Genomic DNA, 22,820 nt, shown 5'->3' with positions numbered 1-22,820 from the left:
GGTCCAGCGTTTTTTGTTTTTATAAATGATTTCAATGGGTAACGATTATCTTTTTTGTAACTTCTTTACCATTAGCTTTCACTTTTAAAATATAGTTTCCCTGAAGAATATCTGAAACATTAATCTCCAGACGATTGGAAACTATATGTTCCGAACGTTGCAGAATACTTCTTCCGGTCATATCCAAAAGCTGATACGTAATTTCGGATGATTTTCTACTGTCCAGTTCCACATAAACATATTGATTTGCCGGAACAGGATAGATTTTAATGCCATTTTCAGCGATTAGATTTGAGGTTCCCAAAGTTGTGCAAACTGCATTTGCTTTTTGAGAATCTTTTATTACATCAACTTTTTGTGCCCCTGTTACGTAATAATCCAGCTCGGAAGTTACCATCAGGCTTGTACTTGCTCCCAGCCAATCTTGGAGAAGTGATGCGAAAATCTGACGGTAATCATATCTTCTTTGATTTTGATTGTAATAATAACTGGTGTAATTCGTAAAGACGGGATGATCACCCAGAATTCCTGCAGCAGCTGCATTTCCTATTACAAAAAATGGTGCAAGATCACCATGATCGGTCCCTGTGCTTGCATTTTCTCTTACCTGTCTTCCAAATTCACTGAAAGTAACCGTCATGATCTTGTCTGCAATTCCCAGCTGTTGAATGTCTGTTTGAAATGCTTTCAAAGAGTTGCTGATATCGGCAAGAAGATTGGCATGTGTTCCGAGGTGAGTGCTTCCTGCCTGCACCTGGCTCACGTGGGTGTCGAATCCGCTGATGTTAACCTGGAAAATTTTAGTTTTACTTCCACCCTGAATCATTCTGGCAACAGTTTTTAGCTGTTTTCCTAAAGAAGAGTTGGGGTAGGTTGCTGAAGAATTCACGCCGGTATTGAAAACCTGCATTACTCTGTTGTAATAGCTGTCCATGCTTGCCGCAACCCCTTTGATATAGGTTAAAAGATCCTGATACTCGGAATTTAATAAGTTTTTTAAAGTGTTGAACATTGAATTTTGAAACCCCGTCAGGTTATATTCAATATTTTTTTCCGTAGTATGCTCATAAAATAAACAGGGATTGAGATTTCCCATCTGAATGGCCAGAGGATCCGGACTTAAAGTCGTGGGATTTCCTGCAAGACCAGGATATAATGCACCCAGATATCTTCCAAACATTCCATCGAGAAGATCTGCACTTGTAGATCCGTCTTTCCCCGCAAACATAAGATTTTCTGATCTGAAATGGGAATAATTTGGATTTGGATATCCTACCCCATTCATCAACAATAATTTCCCGGAATCATACAAATCTTTAAATCCTGTCATGGAAGGGTTTAAACCAACCAATTTAGCTGAGGAAACTGTACTGTCCAAAGGGATGTAGCTTCCGGTTCCTGTATTGTTAATTTTAATACTCGGCCTCAATGCAGAATAGGTACTGTACTGACTGATAGGAATTACGGTATTTAAACCATCATTCGCTCCTGCAAGTCGTAAGATCACCAAAACACGGTCGTTTACTGTATCACAATTCAATTGTAAATCCAAAAATTGATTCATAAACCTTGAAGGCATTCCGTTGAGATAAAACGGAGTTCCTACCCCTGCAAGAGAAACTAATTTTAAAAAGTCTTTTCTGTTCATGATTTTAGATGATTTGGAATTCCGGAGATTTAATAATAGCTTTTAAGAGTCTGTCAATTGGGATTTTCACATTGGTTATGACACCGGTATTGATATAATTATTCCATTCATTAAGCCAGTTGGTTGGACTTAAATTGTTCAAAAAAATAGTTTTAAAATAGTTATAACGATCACCATCCGGTACTTCTACAAACATCATTTGTAAAAATTCTGTTACCAGTATATCTGCATTTCCGGGATTTGAAAAATAACCACTGTCTTTTACAAAAGCGGCATTATTTAATTTAAAATTAAAACCGTTATAGGTCAATCCATTAATTAAATAATCAATTGTATTGGTGTACCTTATCCTGAGTGAAGAAGTTGTGATCCAGTTTTTATCATAATTAGGACTGCTGGAATACCCTGAATATCCATTCACCGATTGTGGTCTGAAAATAGGCATTCCCGCATTGCTGGAATAGGTATTTACAACATTCATTAGGCTGTGTATTGCTGAAGGATTTGCTGAGTAAAGCGGCATCTGCAGATTCAGTAAAGAAAACATGTGGAGATAAAGCTCAACGGGATTTCTTACTAAGCTTCCGATAATTTGATCTCCAACGATTGCGTCTTCTTCATCATAAAAATGCTTACTCTTCAACAATGTTGCAAGCGTGGGCAAAATATTATAATTGTCGGCCTTCAAGGCGGTTGCAAGCGGAACTATGATGTCCGTTTCTATCTCTGTTGTAATCTCTCTTCCGACAAAATAGCGGTATATTCTCCGACAATAAGCTTTTGCCGTTTCATCTTGATTAAAAATCATATTAACAAAGTTCTGAAGCTCGTCTTTTATGGTGGCTTCAGTGGTTCCTCCAGTAATAATTTGACCTCCAAAAGCACCTGTAAAGGTTTTGTTCCCCGTGTCATGCCTATTTATTTTTACTTCACCTCTTGGTAAACTGGTAACAGGATCCAGAGAGGTAAGTCTTGCTGTCTTATCTAAATGAATAGCTGATGTGAGCGAAAATCCTGTCAATACTCTGGCAGCCTGTTGCACATCTGTTTCTGTGTAATTGGTATAGTTTCCGGTGGCAATCTGTGGCCCTTTTAAAATGGTGAATAGTTCCAGAAATTCCCGCGCATAGTTTTGGTTCGGACTTGTATTTTGGTTGACATTATTATTTAAATAGGTCAACATTCTAGGGTTTTGTGTCACTCTTACGGCCAAATCTTTGAGACTTCCATTAACGTGAAATCTAAGAAGTTCTTTGTAGTCATAATTGGTCCAGAATGAGGTGTTGTCATCGGTTATAAACAGGAGATGAAGGAAAAAAGCAATTTTATGTTGTGCTGAAGGGTCTTTCAGCGCACTGTACAGCCACCAGTAAAGGTCATTCCTCACGTTGTTTGCTGTTGCCTGGGTGTCTGTAATGGTAGAATTCGCTGCTGTAGGAATAATCGTTTCTCCAATATTATTCAATGGAGATGGCGGATTGGGTGTAGTGAAAGTAAACAAAGCCATTATGGCTTCCGTAGGAGTTTTGGTTGAAAATTCTGTAATTTTTGCTTTCGTTATATTGTACGTCGTGCGTCTCAAAAGATGGTACGCATTTGAAAATCCAAGGACGTTTGTTTTGGGAGTAAGGCTTGGCATAATGGTACAAGTTTTTAGTCAAATATATGTTTTTTATTGAAATTAAGATAAATAAATTATTATTATCGTATGAATATGATAATTGTAATTGAAATAGACCTTCTTTAATAATAAATTTTTTGAAAGGGGGGATGTTTTATTTTTCTCCTGGAAGAAATTTTCTCTAAAAAAGAAGGTAAAAAAGCATCTGCATCAGCAGATGCTGAATAATTAAAGATTTTCTTTAATATAGTTAAACGCCGTGAAGTTTTTACTTTGCGGCGTTTAGCTTTATATAGAATGATGGAATTTATTCTACTCTTCCCCCGTAAGAGGAAATGGATTGTTCATGGCCTTTTCTTTTATTGTAGAAAGTATTTCAGAGGCATCCTGCTGACTATCCTGGGTTAATGAATTGTCATTTCCGGCATTGATTTCTATAAGCTTTAGTCTATTATCATGCTCAAAATAGCCAAGAAAAAGATAATATAAGCTCGGAATGGTTACGATAAAGAATTTCGAATGGATATCTTTTAACTGTTTCCTTAGAGAAGTAGCTTCTTTAATTAATGGAGAATCTCCAATACTCTTTACTTCCCATTTTTCATGGTTATCCAGACGAATGGTAATGGCCGATACCACTTCATTCTCATGAATTACAGGATACATTCTTTCATGAAGATCAATCAGGATATCGGAAGCAGAGCCATTTTTATTAAAAGTCAATAAACTGTCATATCTGATGAAATAGACTTCTAGATAATTTGAATCTGCCTGAAGCGAATCCGGATTACTTACCATTTTTCCTAATCCCATTTTTCTGTAATTTTTATCATCTGCCAGGTATAGAAATTTATTCAGTCCGTCGTTGACAGCTTCATCAGGATTGCTGAAAGGATTAGGTTTTATATTTGAATTTTTACTACTCATAGATGTATTGGGAATGAGGTTTGTATTTTTGTAAATATTATAAAAATCTTCTCCATGTCTATAGGTAGAACCTTGAACATAGGCGCTGTAAGATAACCACTTAAAAGTACCTTTTTGTGGCGGCCACGGGTCGTTCACGGCAACCATTTCGGAAAGCGATGAATATCCTATGGCTACCTGTACATGGCCTCCGCCTCCATTCCATCTCCAGGAGAAGGCAACCGGCATATTTGAATCGAACTGATTTTGAAGCTCATCAAAATACAAGGCATCACCCGGATTGGTAAGGTCGTAATTAAATCCCCAATGGTTAAAATCTGGCGACCCGCCACGGACACAGTTGGATGGAGTAGGGGTAATACAGCAATTGTTTAATCCGAAGCGATAATTGGCCTGTTCACATTGGCTGATATTGGTGCCCAAATATTTCATGATCATCTGCCCGCTGGCAGCCCAACACCAGCTGTTGGTTTCCTGCCCGATAATATCTACATCAAGTACAACGGTTTGTTCTGTTGCTGCGAGATATCCGTAAGTACCAAGATAAAGCTGGTAGTTTTCACTGTCAATTCTTATTTCATGGTTGCTCAATCCCGGAAGACCATAGACCACCATAATGTTACCGCTGTTACCGGATAACTGATAGGCGTATCCATTGGACGCTGCAAAAATCACATCTCCTTCAGATTTTACGGAAACAATGTTAAAGTCACAACCCGGAAGAGAGATATTGAGATTCAGGGTTGTATCTCCAAAGCTATTAAGTGTAACCAAGACAACATAACCGTTGGTTCCTGCAATAAGATAAGTGGAATTGAGTGCCAGACGGACTTCCTTATGATCCATTCCCGGAAGATTATTGCTGGCTATGAGATTCCCGTTCAATTCAAATTGATAAACATATCCATTTGAACCTGCGTAAATGTAATTATTATCGGACAGTACAGAAACGGTGGCATATCCGCTTCCCGGCAGAGAGATATCGATATTCCGATCAGTATTGTCAAAATCTGTAATCAAAACTAAGGTGATATATCCGTATATTCCAGCGACAAGATAGGTGTCGGTAGTGGTAAGACGTACTTCGTGGTTACCTCTTCCCGGAAGCGTATTGGTGGCAAGCAGTTCTCCGCTAAGGCTCAGTTGGTAAACGTATCCGTCTGAACCCGCAAAAATATAACCATTGCCTGCAAATACGGAAACGATGTTGGTATCACATCCGGGAAGCGAAGTGTTTATATTGGCATTCGTATTATCAAAATCTGACAGTGAGATCAGCACCACATATCCGGTGGTTCCCACGACAAGATAGTCATCGGTAATATCCAATCTGATTTCTCCATGGCCTCTTCCCGGAAGATTATTTGTTTTCAGGACTTTTCCATCCATATCCAATTGATAGACGAATCCATTGGAGCCTGCGTAGATGTAATTATTACTCACCAGTACAGAAACGATTTCGTTACCACATCCGGGGAGTGAAGTTTTCCACAAGTACTGCTGTGAAGGAGGTATGCCGTCTGTTACGGATATTTTTTCATCTGTTTTGAAAATTAATTTGCCGGAATTTGTCTCAGCCAAAGTTTTCAATACTGCTTTCTCAGCTTTTTGCTGAGTTTGTTCTTTTTCAATTTGTTTCATGATTAATATAGTTTTTAATGGTTGGTTAGATTATTTTCAATAAAAACTGTTTATTGTTTTCATTTTACAATATTAAAGTTATTAATATTTCTCCATATAATGATATAGTCAGTTGTTATATTTAATTATTTTGAATTGAATACTAGTGTGTTATATGACTTTTAGTATCTGGTTTTTAATATGGGAATTAAATAATCATTTTTTTATAAACAATGAAAAAGATAAAACAACAGCTTGTTTTTTTAATATTATTCAGTGAAGTATTGATAATGATGAGAAATAAAAAAACCGCTGTACATAAGCACAGCGGTTTTTATTTAGAGATTTTATTTTTTACCATTCAATATCGAAACTGTTAGTTTGATAATTTCACAGAATAAGAAGTTGAAATGAATTTAGTAGACTGGTACGAAGAATTACAAAGCATCCCGGATAGTTTATAATTCTGGTTTTTAGGAACCATGGTATATCCCACTTTACCGGAAGCTATGGGAATCTTTTTGAAAAATCCGTTTCCGCTTACGGTAAGAACCATATTGCATCGTGACTGATTTTCCACGGAAATTGAAGTTTTGGGGTTACCGGGAGAATCTGCGTTAAGAAGATCATTTAAAACATCCGCTGTTTCGGGCTTATAGGTTTTAATCAGCTCAGCATATTCTCTTTCTGTATTGGCTGAACTATTGCTTCCTGACCCGGAAGGGTAGGTGGTTCTCACAGGATAGCTGCCGTAGTTGGCATTACAGCTAATGAGAATAAGCGAGAGGGTAGAGCATACAAATAGCTTTTTCATACCGGTTGTTTTTATGATCTTTTCTTTTTTACTGATTTTGCCGGTACCTTTTCCTTCTGGCCTTCTGCCAGATCTTTTTCTGGTTGTGGCTTGTTAGGTATGCCGGGGTTTTCAATCACTACAAATATACTTTTTTTTATGTCTTTTGAAGACGCGTATTTAATATCGCAAACATTGCTGTTCAGCGTGTATGAACCCTTATTGAGAACGATAAAGTTTTCTCCATGGGCCGGAACAGCCAGGTTATAAAAATCCTTGCCTTCAATTTTCAGAATGATATTGCAGTCCGAATTATTTCTAAACAGCAGAACTGCCTCCTTTCGGGTGATGTCTTCATCAAACATGGCGTTCAGAAGCTTCACTGTTTTTTCTTTATGCTGATCAGACGTTTCCGCGAGAAGTCTTTTAAACTCTTCTGCATCATCGGAATTGGAATTCTTCATAAACCTCTTGGGGATATCCGTCATAACGGGTCTGGCCTCCATAGGTTTGGCTTTTGCGGCTCCTTTTGTCCATTCAGCATTTTTAAGAGCGATAAGCTTGGGCTTCAGTACGCTTCTTTTAGGATCTTCGGGATGTGCATTTTTGAGATAGTCTTCAATTTCCCTGATATTGGTGCTTTTTAGAATTTCTTTGCTGTTTTTCTGCGCAGTAGCGAAACCCGAAATCAGGAAAATGAAGAGAAAGGTCGTTAATTTTTTTTTCATCAAGGTGTTTATGTCATTAGCTTATGCGGAATTTTATATAAGTAATCGTTTTTCCTTTGGCTGAGAAGAGCTCTTCGTAGTATGTTTTTATATCTCTCAGGTGTTCTGTGTTCGGATCGTATTCCGGAGCGCCGTAAATATCATGGTGAGCCGTAATAATTTCATGTCCTGCTCCTTGTAAATAACCCAGTGTGTATCCGTGCAGGAATTCAGAATCTGTTTTTAAATGGATGATTCCGCCCGGCTTCAGGAATTTTTTATAACGGGCTAAAAAGTCAGGATGGGTAAGTCTGTGCTTGGTACGCTTGTATTTAATCTGTGGGTCAGGGAAAGTGATCCATATTTCATCTACTTCATTTTCTGCAAAAAAATGATCTACCAGTTCGATCTGTGATCTCAGGAATGCCACATTATTCATACCGTTTTCAACAGCTTCTTTAGCTCCGAACCAGAATCTGGCTCCTTTAATATCTATCCCGATGAAGTTTTTTTCAGGAAATGTTTTCGCAAGTCCTACAGAATATTCACCCTTTCCACAGCCTAATTCCAATACGATTGGATGATCGTTCTTAAAGAATTCCTCTCTCCATTTTCCTTTAAGCGGAAAGCCGTTCAGCGCATCTTCTCTGGTTGGCTGAATTACGTTTGGTAAAATCTTGTTTTCTGCGAATCTTGCTAATTTATTTTTGCCCATCGAGTCATTTATAAAATCCCGCAAAAATAGCAAATTTTATATAGATTACCTTGCCTTTTACGTATAAAAGACATGTACTGAGTATATTTATAGAACGTTTATGGAGCTGCAGAACTGCCCAGCGCTACCATAATTGCCTTCTGAATTGTTTTTTGCGAAGCATACTGCGCGCCACACACCAGACTGGTGAAAAGATACTGTCCCTTATCTATTACAATGGAGCTCTCATCATGAGCAGGAACGGCAAGCCGGTATTTGGTGGTTCCCACGCCTTCCATCCTTACAATGATATTGCAGTCCGATTTATTCTGAATAAGAACGATACTTTCCTTGCTGTTGGGATCATTATCGAATAATGAATTTAAAATTTTTACGGTTTTGTTTTGATGTTCTACAGGATTTACAGCCATCAGCATATTAAATTCTTCTGCTTCTGCATTAGGAATAGCTGCATTGGCCGTTGTATTCACAACAAAAGTATTTTGGGCATTACTTGGAGTATAGACTGCGGTAGACTTCTTGGCAGCGAGTTCTGCCTTGTATTTGGCGATTTGTTTCTGTTTGATAATGGCGTTCATTTCATCAAAGCTGATCTTTGTAGAAGGTCTTCTTTTCAGTAAAGCGAGCATTTCCTGCATGTCTTTTACCTTTTGATCCGCCGGGTGGGCATCCTTGATGTAAGCTGTCATCATTTCCATTACCCGGGGCTTCAATACAGATCTGCGGGGGTCGTCAGGATGAGCATCTCTTAGAAAAGCATTGATTTCGTAGATGTTTTTGCTTTTTAAAATATTACTGTAGTCTTTTCCCTTTTTTTGGGCAGACAGGCTACAAAACAATATGGAAGCAAAAAGTAAAAATATTTTTTTCATTGACAAAATATTAAGTAAAAGTTGGTGTTCTTTCTTAATTGGTGTTTGGCAATTAGTTTTTTCCTCTAAATAACGGGATACTTATGGTTTTATTTTAAACACTTGTTTGTGATATGAAATTTAAGAATATTTTAAATAAAAAAAGACATGTATACTATAAATTTTGAATGGTATACATGTCTTTGAAGGTTTTTAATATCGAAAAAACTATTTTACGATCTCCTGTAGATTCGAAGTTTTGAGCCTTTTCTGATAAATAGGAAGGTATTTTTCTATCGGTATTTTGATGGCTTCAAAATTGCCGGCCAGCACATAAGCTTCAATGTTTTCTGAAGTATAAACGAACTGAAGGAAATTATCAATCAGGTTTTCCGGGATTTTGAACTTGGTGAAATAATCTTTCCCCATATAATTTTTAATCTGCGTCACAGAATTGTTCATCCTTTCATAAGCCATATACCTTTGCTTTTTCTTTCTGTCGCCCGAAAGAATATCGTAAATACTCTCTAAGCTGAAGGTAAGCCCGCCATCTCTTAATCCTGCTACAGGAAGTTCCGGCGAAGTTCCGTCTCCTTTAGGTTCAGGCAGCCCGATTACTTTTTTTATGGCAAGTCCTTTATCTTCTTTTCTTATGGAATTAACGTCATACCTTAGATTTCCGGTAGGTTTGAATCTGGTCAGAACAATTTCCTGAATTTCATAATACGCAATTTTTAATTCAATTAAATTTTTCTGCTGCATCATTTGGGGCGTAAGTTTCACGTCTTTTCGCTCCGTTACAATAGAGGTAAAACGAATAACATCACCCGCAGCGGCAGGAATATTGTAGCTCCCGTTATAATCGGTAAGTACAGTTTTCTGGGTATTCAGATTGGTCACATAAACCTGATTGAGATACAGGATTGAGTTGTCTCTTAAAAATACCTCTCCGGAGTATATCTGTGCACTGATTTTCACCAGAAAAACCAGCATCAAAAGGGTAATTAGCTTCTTCATATAATTAGGGCAAAATTACGTAGAAATACAGCAATTCATGCCTATTAAGATCATAATCACAGGTTAAAGTTATATTAAACTTTAATACTAAACTGTTAATGAATGTTATAAACTTACATTAATAAGAAAGATACGGCGAATTTTTAACCGATAATATGCCTTATTTGTTTTTTACCAACAGCCAGCTAGAGTATTTTACAGAAGTAGAAGTTCCGTACTCTGTCCAGCTGATGAAATACCAATAAGTAGCTGTAGAAACAGGTCTTCCGCCTACTCTTCCGTTCCAGGTAAATCGGTTTTCCGGGCTTCCTCTGAAAATTTCCGCACCGTATCTGTCAAATATTCTGAATTCCAGATTGGTATTGGTCATTAAAGCAGAATAATCAATCTGTTCATTGTGTCCGTCAAGATTTGGGGTGATGGTATTAATCAGGTTAATGATGGCAAATTCTCTTGTTACTTCGTCACACAGTTTAGAATCGCGTACAAATACTTTGTACCTTCCTCTCGTCAGATTGTTGAAGACATTCGAAGTCTGCCAGTTGACGCCATCCAGGGAATATTCATAAGGAGGTGTTCCGCCGCTTGCTCCTATTGTTACTGTAGATCCGTTGATCTCAATAGAGCTGATGACTGGAAGCGGTGATTCTGTAACGTTCACATACTGTCTGTAAACACAGCCGTTGAAGGTAAGATCTACCCAATAGCTGCCTACCGGGACATTCGTAATGGCAGGGGTAGCTGCTCCGGTACTCCACAGATAGTTTTCAAATCCCGGACCTGCATCCAGATTGGTAGTTGCTTTAGGACAAATGATCTGATCTTTTAATATGTCTGATTTTTTAGGCGTTTTAACGGTAATTCTGATGGATCCTACTTCCGGACAGACTCCGTTTTTCTCAAACCGGATGTAATAAGTCTGTGTTCCTGTAATATTCGCTGTTGCGGCTATGGCGTTGCTGTCGTTTTGTGCGTCAGCTAAACTTATATGGAAGGTGTAGGTTACATTCGGGTCTGCTGTAAACTGCGGGATGAATTGGGCGAGGTTAACGGCTTTTATTCCATCCAGATCATCATCACATGCATTGGTGACTGCGGCATTTGTGATTAAAGGAATTCGGGGCCCGATACTGAACTGTAAAGGTCGTACAACAACAGCACAGCCATCCGGAGATTCTACCCGGATAAAAATAGTCGTAGCAGCGTTGTAGCTCCAGTTGTTAGGCAGCGTATTGGCATTGCCTGCGTTGGCATCAGCCAGTGTGGCATAGTATCTTACATTGGTAAAATATCCCGGATTATTAAGAACAATACCTGTTATATTGGACAATATCACCGTAACGGTTCCATCCATATTATCATCACAGAAAACACCGTTATAGTTATTCAGTACAATCGCAAGGTTGTATAATGAAAGGGTAATCTGAGCAATACTTTTACATCCTAAGCTATTTTTCACAACAGCAAACACAATAGTCCCATCCGGAGCATTATAGGCATTGGAATTGGTAATAAGTGCAGCCGCATTTTCCGTCTGGGCATCTATCAGGGTAGGATAATAAGTAATGGTGACCGGATTATTGTTGGTTACATTGGCTGTAGTAAGGTCAAATGTACCCTGACCATTAATATTACAGGCCTTTAAAGTAACATTGTTGACTGTAATGGATTGGATATTAATGGTAACAGTTACGGTTTCACAATCTGTAAAGACAGGATCATTCCCACAGAATGTATAGCTGAAGGTATCCGTTCCGGCGGTTCCCGGGTTTGTAACCGTATAGGTGATAATGCCGGTTGCAGGATTTATTACTGCGGTTCCCAGTGTAGGAGCTGTAACAATAGCTACGGTAGCAGGTACCGGGGTTTGGGCAGAGCTGCTGAATGCAGGCGTGATGGTCTGCGTGGCACAAACAGGATAGGTAGCTGTACTTAGTTTGGTACAGTTAAGAACTTTAAACTGTTCCGTAACCAAAGGTGCGCAGCTTCCCATAGTTACTGAGCAGGTATAAAATCCGGACTGCGTAGGCGTTATGGATGATCCGTTGGCTCCCGGAATGATGTTTCCGTTCACAAACCATTGATAGGTATCATAAATAATCGGGTCAACCGTAAGTACAATGCCCGGAACACAGTCTCCTCCTGATCTTAAAATAACAGGCTGTGTGGGAAAACCGGCAAAAAAACCTCCGTATCCCACCGCATCACTTCCCGCATTGATCCCTGCGGTAATGGCTTTATCCGAAACTACAGTGATGGTTCCGGTTACATTGGGAATTCCATAAGTAACCCAATTGGTGGTTCCTGTCATATTGAACGGTCCTGTTGCAGCGGGCGGAACACCTCCGTTGACTGTAACATTCGCGCCTCTTTGCGTAATAAGATTGAGCTTGGTGGGAATATTCAGGATTCCACCGGGATTGATATTGGAATGAACAAAGTTTTCATTGATGAGACCCAATTCATTGATTTGTTTGGGAAGATAACAGTTGAGGGCAGGAATAAAATTGAATCCTCCTGTGGCTACTTCACTTCCCGAAGCAGAATCTCCGGCAAGAACCTGATAAACGTAAGCATTCTTGGTAGTTCTTAAATAGAGGTTATAATGAGTTCCCCCCTGCAATTTATATTTAGAGTCGGGAACAACGAAATATTGTCCGGTATTTAAAGTTGTAAGAGGAGGAATTTCATCGTTAACAAAAATCTGGGTATTATCCTCTGTAGCAATGATAATGGCACCTTCCATATTAGATCCGATGCTCCCGTTTCCTTTTACAAGCGCGAATTCTGTTCCCAGTCTTTCCACAGGAACAGCCTGATCCATTAAAATATCAGAGCTCGTAGGATAATCTCCGGCATACTGACCGTTGAAATTTCCATTGGTAACATTGACGGGTTTATTGGCTGTGACTTTAGCCCCTATGAAACCATCAAAATTGTCTGCAATGTTGCCTCTGCCATCTATGATATAAGATTGCCCTTTATTGAGGGTGAAGGTCATATTAGGGTTTGCGGCTCCGGTTGTTCCGTTCGAGAACTGTACCGTTGGTTTATAGCCGCTTACGGTTACTGTGGTATTGTCTTCTGTAGCCAGAACGCTGGCCATAAAATTTAAAATTCCGTTGTTGACACTAATGGGTACATTGGCAACATGAAAGTTTTTCCCCGTGGAAGGTATTCCTTTTGAAGTGATGATTTCCGCATGATTAAACACAGAAAATCTAAGATTGGCATAAAAAGGAAATTCAGCTTTGAGATATAATCCTTTCGTGGTAGGAGTGAACAAATCTGCCTGATCAGTAGTGATGATGTAACTTCTTAATACATCAAATTTCTGGGGACTGTTTTTACTGATGTTGACTGTTCCGATAAGGACATTGTTGTTGTAAATATTAACCGGAAAAGGGGTCGTTCTATTGGTAGATAGATATAATTTCTGATACGGATTCGGACTTCCGCTCCTGTCCATCATAGGAGCAAACCAATGCTCTCTGTCCAGCTGGGCAAAGGTAAAGGTGAAAATACAAAATATAAATAAAAAAGATAGAGTTTTCTTCATTCAGGGTCTGAGTTTAACACAAATTTAATAATAAAAAGTATTCATGGCTTGAAAAAATAATAAAAAAACCGCGATAAAAAAATCGCGGCCGTAAAATTGATATGATAAGATTATTATTCTCTGCTTTTAACGATGATCCAGCCTGTATATTTTACCGGAATCTGCTTGCCGTTGGGCTCATTCCAATGAATCTCAAACCAATAGTTGCCGGTAGGTACTTTTTTGCTTCCGCCTAAAGTTCCGTCCCATTTGTAGTCATTGGATTTATCTCCCTGGAATATTTTGCTTCCGTAACGGTCAAAAATACTGAACTCAAGATTTTTTTTGCCGGATAAAAGGGAATAATCGAGTACATCGTTTACCCCGTCTCCGTTCGGAGTAATTGCATTAATCAGATTCGGAATGGTAATTTCCACTTTGATAGGCTCACAGTTGTAGTTGTCCTTTACATAAACGGCAGATATTCCTCTGGCTACATCTTTAAATATATTGGAAGTCTGCCATTGAATATTATCAATTGAGTACAAATAAGGAGGAGTTCCGCCTATTGCATACACAGTAACGGTGGTATTTGAAATTTCTATGTTTGAAACAACTGGCTGCTCCGTAGCATATACTTTTACATGCTGAAGAGTGACACAGTCCCCTGTTTTAAGTTTTACCCAATACGTTCCTACACCGGCATTCTGGATAGCCTGCGTTGTAGCACCCGTGCTCCATTCATAGCCATTGAATCCAGGTCCTGCATCAAGTGTTGTCTTATCTTCTACACAAATGATTTTGTCGACAAGTACGCTGGATTGTACAGGCGGAAGAACGGTAAGTGTGACTTCTGCAATTCTGTAACATCCGTTAGCATTAATCACTTTTACATAAGCAACTCCTGTAGGGGCTGTATAGTTGGTAGGGTTTAAAATTTCGTTAGTACTGTTGTCCGCATCGGTAGGAGAAGGGTAGTACTTTTTAGTGACACCTGTCTGCGTCGTTACAGCGGCATTGGTCAGGTTGAATAATCCTGTAGCATGATTTGCTTCCAGAAAACAAGCTCTTAAAGATGCATTGTTTACAATCGGGCTTTCAGAAACTGTTAAATTCAGGGTTACTAGCTCACAATCCGTAAAGTTGGGATTGTTTCCACAGAATTTATAAACAAAAGAGTCAGGGCCTATATAATTGTAAGCAGGAGCATAGCTGATTACACCGGTCACTGGATCTATCACAGCATTACCGTTGAGAGGTGGAGTAATAATAGTTACAGTGCCGGGTACTACAGATTGTGTAGAATTGGTAAAAGTGGGTACAATTAATTTTACTCCGTCACATACCGTTTGGTTCAGAGTAGTTTCTGTAAGGCAGGTGTATACTTTATATACCGGAGTAACGATAGGAGGGCATGAGCCTACAGTAATCTTTACGGTATACTCACCTGATTGGGTAGGCGTGAAAGAATTGGTTACCGCTCCGGGGATAGGGGTGTTGTCTCTGTACCATTGATAAGAATCAAAGCTGTCATCTAATTCCAGCACAATTCCGGGAATACAATCACCAGTCTGTTTGGCAATGACAGGGATTGAGGAAAAGCCTGCAAAATATCCGCCATACCCTACAACACCGCTTCCTCCGGAAATTCCTGCAGTTACTGCTTTGGATGAAGTGATCGTAACATTTCCTGTCACATTCGGAACGGAATACGATACCCATGACGTGGTTCCTGATACAGGATATGGTCCCTGTACAGCAGTAGGTGTAGCCCCATTTACCGTAACTGCGGCTCCTGTTTCTGTCAGGATATTCAGTTTTACGTTATTGGTTGTGGGAGGCAGAATATTAATGTTTCCAATTTCGTCAATTTTTCGGGGTAGGTAACAGTTCAAAGGAGGAATATAGTTGAATCCTATTGTTGCGTTACTTGTGGCAACACCTGCCAATAGCTGATAGACATATACATTTTTTGTGGTCTTGATGTACATATTGTAATGGCCGTTACCCTGATTGATGTAATTGGTGTTGCTCAGTGCGTTCACTCTGTAGCTGTCTCCTTCATTAAGGGTTACCGCTGGCGTTGCACCATTGTTGATATATACCTGTGTTCCGCCTTCGGTGGCAACAATCAGAGCATCTTCCATTCTCTCACTGATATCGCCATTTCCTTTTACAACAACAAATTCATTTCCCAATCTGTCTGTAGGCACAGACTGGTCCATAACGATATCAGATCCGTCGAAGAAACTGCCCGGAGGAATTATCGCAAACTGGCCGTTGAAATTACCGTTGGTTACGGAAATCGGTTTGTCGGCTTCTATTTTAGCTCCGATAAAACCATTTTTATTGGGGGCTTTATCACCGGTTCCTTCAATAATATAAGATTGGCCTTTGTTCAGCGTGAAGGTAAGAGTAGGATTGGTAGCACCTGTCCATCCATTGCTGAATATGATGTCCGGAGAATAATCCGAAACGGTAACCACCGTATTGTCCTCGGTCGCCATAATACCTGATGTAAAATTCAAGGAAACGATAGGATTTTCTATAGGAGATACTACTGCGTAGAATTTCTTACCAATTCCGGCCTTACCTTTAGAAGTAAGAATTTCGCCGTGGCTGGTTACGGAAAACCTGTAAGTTGCAAAATAAGGTTTTGTCCCTTTTGTGTACAATCCTTTATTGACAGGCTTGAACATTTCGGAAGTATTGCTGGTAACCATACTTCCTAAAGGGATCTGAAAAGTTTGAGGAGCTCCTTTAGCTACCGTTACGGTTCCGAGCAGGATATTGTTGCTGTAGATTTCCACAGGAAACGGAGTAGTGGAATCTGTTGAAAAATACAGCGCCTGCTGAGGAGAGCTAACGTTGGTGCTTGTTGCTGCCATAGGAGCAAACCAGTGTTCTGTATCTCTTTGGGCAAATAACAGATTACTTGATGCAAAGAAAAAAAGAAAAGTAAGTAAAAAATTTTTCATTGATACGGGAATTAGGATTCCAGCAAAAATAACAGAATATTTTAAGAAGGATTGTAAAATATGCAATAAATATTCATTTTAAGGCAAAAAAAAACCGCGATATCAAATCGCGGTTATCTATTTTACTAATCAGGGTAGGTTATTCGATATTTTTAACTAAAATCCATCCTGTATATTTGATTGGCGTTTTTTCCTTATTGGATTCATTCCAGTTGATATGATACCAATATGTTCCTGTAAGAAGTTTCTTGTCATAATGTTTTCCATCCCACTTGTAATTGTTGAACTTATTTCCGGTAAATACCATATTTCCGTATCGGTCATAAATTACAAAAGAAAGGTTTTCTTTATATGCCAGCTCACTGTAGTCGATAAAGTCATTTCTATTATCCCCGTTAGGAGTAATGGCATTAATCAGGTTAGGAATAGTAACTTCTACCGTTGTAGGATCACAGTTGTAAGCGTCTTTTACATAGAAAGTATGCTGTCCTCTAGTAAGTCCTGTAAATACATTGGAATCCTGCCAGTTGGCCTGAGTATCTACCGCATATTGATAAGGAGCTTTTCCACCGTCTACAATAACTGTTGCTGTTGTATTGGAAATTTCAATTTTAGTAATTACCGGGTCTTCAGCTTTTCTTACTCTTACAGTCTGTTTAAGGAAACATCCGTTTTTACCCAGAATTACAGAGTATTCTCCAACTCCTACATTTTGAATAGCAGGCGTAGTTGCTCCGGTGCTCCACAGGTATGAATCATATCCCGGACCTGCATTCAGATTGGTCTTGCTGTCTACGCAGATAATCTGGTCAACAAGGACAGGAGATTTTTTGATCGGAAGGGCAATCAGCTCTACTTTTGCATTGGCTGTACATCCTTCAGCGGTTGTTATTTTTATATACACATATCCTCCGGCAGACGGATAATTATCAGGAGTGGTAATCTCATTGGTTCCTGCAGTAAGGTCAGCAAGTGTAGGATAGTATTTTTTTACAACCGGATTAAAGTCTGTTACACTGGCTTTTGTAAGATCAAAATAAGCATACGGATCTACATCATACTGACATGCCTTAAGCATTGCATCTCTCACTACGAAAGGTACTACAGTAAGGTTCAGGGTAATCTGCTCACAATCTATAAACTCAGGAGCATTTCCACAGAACTTATAAACAATTCTATCCGGGCCTAAATAATTTGCATTAGGAGTATAAGTAATAGTTCCGTTTGCATTAACTACTGCCGTACCGTTGGTAGGTGCTGTAACAATAACCAGCGTACCCGGAACAGGAGTTTGTGTAGAAGAGGTAAATGCAGCGGTAATCACTTTAGTAGAACATGCATTCAATGCCTGTGTAGTCAGTTTTAAACAGGTAAATACTTTATAAATTGGCGTAGTAACCGGCGGGCATGTACCCATAGTTACTTTTACAGTATAGTTTCCTGAGGTAGTAGGTGAGAATGTATTGGCTACCGCTCCGGGTATAGCATTTCCGTTTACATACCACTGGTATGTTTCGTAACTGTCGTCAACTTCCAGTACAATACCGGGTGCACATTCACCTGTTTTTTTCGCAATAACAGGAATTGAAGAGAATCCGGCAAAATATCCACCATATCCTGCAGTACTGTATCCTCCATTAACCCCTGCAGTTACAGCTTTGGTTGATGTAATAGTGAGGTTACCTGCTATTCCTTCTATGGCATAAGTTACCCATTGGGTATTTCCTGTAAGAGGATAAGGTCCCTCTGCTACTGCAGGAGGGTTACCGTTTACCATGACAACGGCACCTGCTTCAGTCAGGATATTAAGTTTTAAGCTGATGGTTGAAGTAATCCCCGGCATTTCATTAATCTTACCGATTTCATCAATTTTCCTCGGAAGGAAACAGTTTAATGGTGGTATATAGTTAAACCCGCAAGTCGCATTATCGTTATTTATGGCAACAAACTGATATAGGTATACATTTTTATTCGTAGAAATATACATATTGGAATGAGCTCCTGCACCGGGTTGCGTGATGTAATTAACTTCGTCAATTCTATACCAGGCACCCGCAGCAAGTGTTGCAGCAGGAGTTGTAGAACCGTTTATATATACTTCTGTATTGTCTTCAGTTGCGATAATAATTCCTCCTTCCATATTGGCAGCGGGTTTCGTAGACTTGGTTTTTACGATAGCAAAAGTGTTTCCGAGTCTTTCAGTAGGAACAGACTGATCGAGTACGGCATCTGATCCTCCCGGAGAATCTACTCCGAAGTTACCGTTACTGCTTCCGTTGGTAAGGGTTACAGGCTTGTCTGCTACCACTTTGGCTCCGATAAAGCCGGATAGGTTGGCCGCCGTAGTTCCGGGACCTGCAAAAATGAACGACTGCCCTTTGTTTAAAGTAAACGTTTGGGAGTTTCCTGTAGGAGCCCCTCCATAAAATACGAGTCCGGTGGCATTCCAGGTTACGGTTACGTTGGTATTGTCCTCGGTGGCCATAATCCCTGCAGTGAAATTATAGTTACCGGTATAGGTAGCTGATGCAGGTGTATTAGGACTGGATGCTACGTAGAACTGTTTACCGATACCGGCTTTTCCTTTACTGGTAACAATTTCTCCGTGAGAAAACTGTGCTAGTCTTAAACTGCAATAAAAAGGTTTATCTCCGTTAAGGTACAAACCTTTAGTAGTTACTTTAAATGCGTCAGCCGCCGCCGTAGCCGTTATAAAATTGGCATTAGGGGTATAAGTTACCGGGTTACCCTTACTTACGGTAACTGTGGTTAACAGAGCATTATTATTGTATATTCTTACATCAAACGGAGTCACTGAATCTGTAGACAAATACAGGGTATTAGTATAAGCTGTTACAGTGTTATAATATGGCGCAATCCAATGCTCCGTATCTCTTTGGGCAAAGAGCGTATTAATGGTTAAAAAAAACAACACAAAACTGAGTAGATATCTTTTCATTCGTATAGGAATTAGGATTTCTACAAATTTAAAATAATATTTGAAATAGTGTTAAATAAATATGACAAAAGTTAAAAATTATTCACGATTTTTAATTAAAAGCCATCCAGAGTACGAAACTGGTAATTTTGTATCAGGCTCAGTCCATGTGATTACATACCAATAAGTTCCCGTAGGAAGGTTCCTTCCGTTTACTTTTCCATCCCACATATAATTTTTATCAGAAGACTTGTAAACAGGGGCTCCGTAGCGGTCAGCAACCTCTATGCTTACATTCTGTTTGATCCTTAAATCAGAATAATTAAGAACATCATTAAGCCCATCCCCGTTGGGTGTAATGGCATTCACCAGATTCAATACCAAAAATTCTTTGGTCACTGGCTGGCAGCCGTCTGAACCCAGTACATATACTTTATGGATACCTCTTGAAAGCCCCATGAAAATATTGGAAGTCCGGTAATTGATTCCATCCAGAGAATATTGATAAGGAGGAGTTCCGCCCGTTACATATACGGTTGCATTAGATCCGGACATCTCTATTCGGGTAATGGTTGGAGCCTGAGCAGTTGTTACACTTACATTCTGGCGGTATACACACCCGTTGAACCCAAGATCTACATAATAATTTCCAACGCCTACCGTAATACTCTGTGTGGTAGCACCATTACTCCACAGGTAAGATGTAAATCCAGGTCCTGCGTCAAGGATCACTTTTTCATCTGAACAGACTACCTGATTGAAAAGTCTGGTGGATTTCTTTGGTGTTTTTAAAGTCAGTTTGAGAACCCCCGTGTTAGGACATCCTGTACTGCTTTGAAATCTTACATAATACGTATGGACAGAAGTGATATTCTGATTAGCAGAAATAGGATTTGTTCCGGCTTGAGCATCTGCCAGCGAAGCATAGAATGAAAGAATTACCGCTGGATCTGTAGTGAATAAATTTTTATAGTCATTAAGATTGGCCGGTTCAGATCCGCCGAGATCATTATCGCAGACATCTGCTGAAACAGAACTGCTAATCAGCGTGATTTTATTTCCGATGGTAAAATTGATCTGCCCGAATGCCGGAGGACAGTCGTTGGTATTGCCTGAAACTCTTACATAAACCGTTGTATTGGTATTGTATGTCCAGTTCATAGGAAGCGTATTGTTGTTTCCTGCAGTGGCATCTGCCTGAACAAGGTAATATTTTACAATGAAATTATTTGCATTGGTGACAATCTGAGGGGTTACGGTAGCAAAGTTTACACTGATAATTCCATCAAAATTATCATCACAGAAATTTGCATTGAAGTTGCTGGTATTGATGTTCGGGGAAGGATTCAGCGTTAATGAAATCTGTGCCGTTTTAGAACAGCCGAAAGCAGAAGTTACATTCGCATAAATAGTTCCCGCAGGGCCAGAATAAGTAGCTGGATTGGTAATTTGCCCTGTTAAATTGGCATTCGTATAATAAGTAGCTGTTGTTCCCGTATCCGGACTTAAAACGGCAGAGGTAAGATTAAATGTTCCGTTTCCGTTGGCGTTAGCACACGAAGACAGACTTGCATTCTGGGTCTGAAGAACATCAATATTCACTACCACTTTGAAATATTCAAAATCTGCAGGATTTCCGTTTCCGTCAATATAATAGATGAAAGAGTCCGTAGTATCGGTTGTAAGCCCTGCATTGGGAGTATAAGTAATTTGCCCTGTCACCGCATCTACCGTGGCCGTACCATTGGTGGGCGGAGAAATAATGCTGGTATGGGAAGGAACAATAGCCTGTGAAGAACTTGTGAAAGCCGGAGTAATCACTTTTGTATTGCACGATCCGATATTGTAGGTCGTAGTAGATATCGGTGGACATAAAGTGTACTGGTATTCGGAAGTTAATCTGGATTCGCAGTTGTTTTTGGTAATAAAGCAGGTGTAGGTTCCTGCACCATATAATTCTGGATTGATAAAATAAGAAGTAGCTCCCGGAATTAAAACTCCATTGAAATACCATTGATATGAGTCATAGCTGTTGTCTACTTCAAGACGGATTCCTGCATAGCAATCTCCTGTTTTGGTAATGGCAGGTACCGAAGAAAACCCGGCAAAATAGCCTCCATAGCCTACAGCACCGTTTCCGGCTGCAATTCCTGCTGTAACAGGTTTGGTAGAATTGACAGTGATATTTCCGGAAACATTCATCACGGAATAAGTAACCCAGCCCGGATTTCCGGTTACAGGAAAAGGACCCGTAGCTGGTGCCAGAGGATTTCCGTTCAGAGTTACCGCAGCACCCGTTTGTGTGATGATATTGAGTTTAGTATCATAATAAGTGGTTCCTATTCTGTTAATGAACCCTATTTCATTGATTTCCTGAGGTAAAAAGCAGCTTAACGGCGGGATGAAATTCATTCCTCCTGTCTGATACACTGTATTTCCTGATGTTCCAGCCAAAAGCTGATATACATAAACATTCTTATTGGCAGAGATATTCATATTATAATTTCCGTTCCCCTGGTTGATATAGTTGGTCCCTTCTATCAAATAATATCCTCCCTCATTAAGATTGACACCGGCCACAGGATTTCCGTTAACGATAAGCGTGGTATTGTTTTCTGTAGCAACAATCAGGGCCTTTTCCATTCCTGAGTTGGAAGGACCGTTTCCTTTTACCATGACAAAGTCTTTTCCTAAACGATCCACAGGAACCGCCTGATCCATCAGGATATCTACATTGCTGTTGTTCTGAGTAGTATAAAGACCGTTGAAGTTTCCGTTGGTTACCGACACGGGTTTATCCGCAACAAGCTTTGCCCCTAACAATCCCTTTCTGTTGCTGGCTCCGCCCATATCACTTATGACATCCATGATATAAGACTTCCCTTTATTGATGGTGAATGTTCTGGCGGGCATCACACTGCCGTTAGAGAAGACAATGTCAGAATTATACCCGGATAAAGTAACCGTAGTATTGTCTTCCGTGGCAGTTACTCCTACGGTAGAATTTACATAGTCTTTTGGATAGGTAGTAGGAGCTGTTCCAATGAAAAAAGTTTTTCCGATACCTGCCAGTCCTTTAGATGTAATGATTTCAGCCTGGCTCGGAACCGAAAACCTGAAGTTGGCAAAGAATTTTTTAGGACCTTTTACATGCAGACCCATATTGTTCTGGGTAAAAAGGCTGCCTGCAGAAGAAGCAATCATGTAACTGCTTGGAACGGTAAGCTGTACAGGATTTCCTTTACTTACCTGTACGGTGGAAAATACCGTGTTGTTATTGGAAACCTGTACGGAAAACGGGACTGTTTCGTTGGTAGACAGGTATAAATAACATTGGGGTGCTCCCTGAAGAGAACTTGCAGACATTGGAGCAAACCAGTGCTCGGTATCCAGCTGCGCATTAACGGTTAAAAAAAGAAAAGCGCAGATCGCGAGTAGAAATTTTTTCATGCTTTATTATAAGGGGC

General features: G+C 39.6%; 12 protein-coding genes. All 12 read right to left on the bottom strand.

Annotated features, from left to right (window positions below; all coding sequences use genetic code 11):
* Positions 1-31: 31 nt before the first annotated feature.
* The 12 genes from ACM46_RS19300 to ACM46_RS19245 all read right to left on the bottom strand — a co-directional run bounded on the left by ACM46_RS19300 (position 32) and on the right by ACM46_RS19245 (position 22,803).
* Positions 32-1,648 (bottom strand): DUF1501 domain-containing protein, encoded by a 1,617-nt coding sequence (locus ACM46_RS19300; RefSeq protein ID WP_048508338.1) that lies wholly within the window; start codon positions 1,646-1,648, stop codon positions 32-34.
* Between the two features lie 4 nt (positions 1,649-1,652).
* Positions 1,653-3,287, bottom strand: coding sequence for a DUF1800 family protein (locus ACM46_RS19295; RefSeq protein ID WP_048508337.1), 1,635 nt, complete (start codon positions 3,285-3,287; stop codon positions 1,653-1,655).
* A gap of 294 nt (positions 3,288-3,581) precedes the next feature.
* Positions 3,582-5,837, bottom strand: a complete 2,256-nt coding sequence (locus tag ACM46_RS19290; protein WP_048508336.1) for a papain-like cysteine protease family protein — start codon at positions 5,835-5,837, stop codon at positions 3,582-3,584.
* Between the two features lie 355 nt (positions 5,838-6,192).
* The gene (locus ACM46_RS19285) at positions 6,193-6,630 is read right to left on the bottom strand and encodes a DUF6759 domain-containing protein (RefSeq protein WP_048508335.1); all 438 of its coding nucleotides are present in this window, start codon (positions 6,628-6,630) and stop codon (positions 6,193-6,195) included.
* An 11-nt stretch (positions 6,631-6,641) separates the two neighbouring features.
* Positions 6,642-7,337 (bottom strand): DUF6759 domain-containing protein, encoded by a 696-nt coding sequence (locus ACM46_RS19280; RefSeq protein WP_048508334.1) that lies wholly within the window; start codon positions 7,335-7,337, stop codon positions 6,642-6,644.
* A gap of 16 nt (positions 7,338-7,353) precedes the next feature.
* The gene (gene trmB / locus ACM46_RS19275) at positions 7,354-8,031 is read right to left on the bottom strand and encodes a tRNA (guanosine(46)-N7)-methyltransferase TrmB (protein WP_048508333.1); all 678 of its coding nucleotides are present in this window, start codon (positions 8,029-8,031) and stop codon (positions 7,354-7,356) included.
* 98 nt (positions 8,032-8,129) lie between these two features.
* A complete protein-coding gene (locus tag ACM46_RS19270) occupies positions 8,130-8,903 on the bottom strand; it encodes a DUF6759 domain-containing protein (protein WP_048508332.1) in 774 nt (257 codons plus the stop codon).
* Positions 8,904-9,110: 207 nt separating this feature from the next.
* Complete coding sequence (locus ACM46_RS19265) at positions 9,111-9,899, bottom strand: hypothetical protein (protein WP_048508331.1); 789 nt, start codon at positions 9,897-9,899, stop codon at positions 9,111-9,113.
* Positions 9,900-10,059: 160 nt separating this feature from the next.
* Positions 10,060-13,458 carry a T9SS type B sorting domain-containing protein gene (locus ACM46_RS19260; RefSeq protein ID WP_048508330.1) on the bottom strand — a complete coding sequence of 1,133 codons (3,399 nt, stop codon included), beginning with the start codon at positions 13,456-13,458 and terminating at the stop codon, positions 10,060-10,062.
* 113 nt (positions 13,459-13,571) lie between these two features.
* Complete coding sequence (locus tag ACM46_RS19255; protein WP_048508329.1) at positions 13,572-16,415, bottom strand: T9SS type B sorting domain-containing protein; 2,844 nt, start codon at positions 16,413-16,415, stop codon at positions 13,572-13,574.
* A 139-nt stretch (positions 16,416-16,554) separates the two neighbouring features.
* Positions 16,555-19,374 carry a T9SS C-terminal target domain-containing protein gene (locus ACM46_RS19250; RefSeq protein WP_048508328.1) on the bottom strand — a complete coding sequence of 940 codons (2,820 nt, stop codon included), beginning with the start codon at positions 19,372-19,374 and terminating at the stop codon, positions 16,555-16,557.
* Between the two features lie 78 nt (positions 19,375-19,452).
* The gene (locus ACM46_RS19245; RefSeq protein WP_048508327.1) at positions 19,453-22,803 is read right to left on the bottom strand and encodes a T9SS type B sorting domain-containing protein; all 3,351 of its coding nucleotides are present in this window, start codon (positions 22,801-22,803) and stop codon (positions 19,453-19,455) included.
* Positions 22,804-22,820: the final 17 nt, after the last annotated feature.

Source organism: Chryseobacterium angstadtii (assembly GCF_001045465.1).
GTDB lineage: Bacteria > Bacteroidota > Bacteroidia > Flavobacteriales > Weeksellaceae > Chryseobacterium > Chryseobacterium angstadtii.
Note: the sequence above shows the minus strand (reverse complement) of the source record. Positions and strands in the feature narration are given on the sequence as shown.

Bases quoted from the DNA above. Each gene is read 5' to 3' on its own strand.
- ACM46_RS19300 (WP_048508338.1), bottom strand. From the start codon at position 1,648: ATGAACAGAAAAGACTTTTTAAAATTAGTTTCTCTTGCAGGGGTAGGA.
- ACM46_RS19295 (WP_048508337.1), bottom strand. From the start codon at position 3,287: ATGCCAAGCCTTACTCCCAAAACAAACGTCCTTGGATTTTCAAATGCG.
- ACM46_RS19290 (WP_048508336.1), bottom strand. From the start codon at position 5,837: ATGAAACAAATTGAAAAAGAACAAACTCAGCAAAAAGCTGAGAAAGCA.
- ACM46_RS19285 (WP_048508335.1), bottom strand. From the start codon at position 6,630: ATGAAAAAGCTATTTGTATGCTCTACCCTCTCGCTTATTCTCATTAGC.
- ACM46_RS19280 (WP_048508334.1), bottom strand. From the start codon at position 7,337: ATGAAAAAAAAATTAACGACCTTTCTCTTCATTTTCCTGATTTCGGGT.
- trmB (WP_048508333.1), bottom strand. From the start codon at position 8,031: ATGGGCAAAAATAAATTAGCAAGATTCGCAGAAAACAAGATTTTACCA.
- ACM46_RS19270 (WP_048508332.1), bottom strand. From the start codon at position 8,903: ATGAAAAAAATATTTTTACTTTTTGCTTCCATATTGTTTTGTAGCCTG.
- ACM46_RS19265 (WP_048508331.1), bottom strand. From the start codon at position 9,899: ATGAAGAAGCTAATTACCCTTTTGATGCTGGTTTTTCTGGTGAAAATC.
- ACM46_RS19260 (WP_048508330.1), bottom strand. From the start codon at position 13,458: ATGAAGAAAACTCTATCTTTTTTATTTATATTTTGTATTTTCACCTTT.
- ACM46_RS19255 (WP_048508329.1), bottom strand. From the start codon at position 16,415: ATGAAAAATTTTTTACTTACTTTTCTTTTTTTCTTTGCATCAAGTAAT.
- ACM46_RS19250 (WP_048508328.1), bottom strand. From the start codon at position 19,374: ATGAAAAGATATCTACTCAGTTTTGTGTTGTTTTTTTTAACCATTAAT.
- ACM46_RS19245 (WP_048508327.1), bottom strand. From the start codon at position 22,803: ATGAAAAAATTTCTACTCGCGATCTGCGCTTTTCTTTTTTTAACCGTT.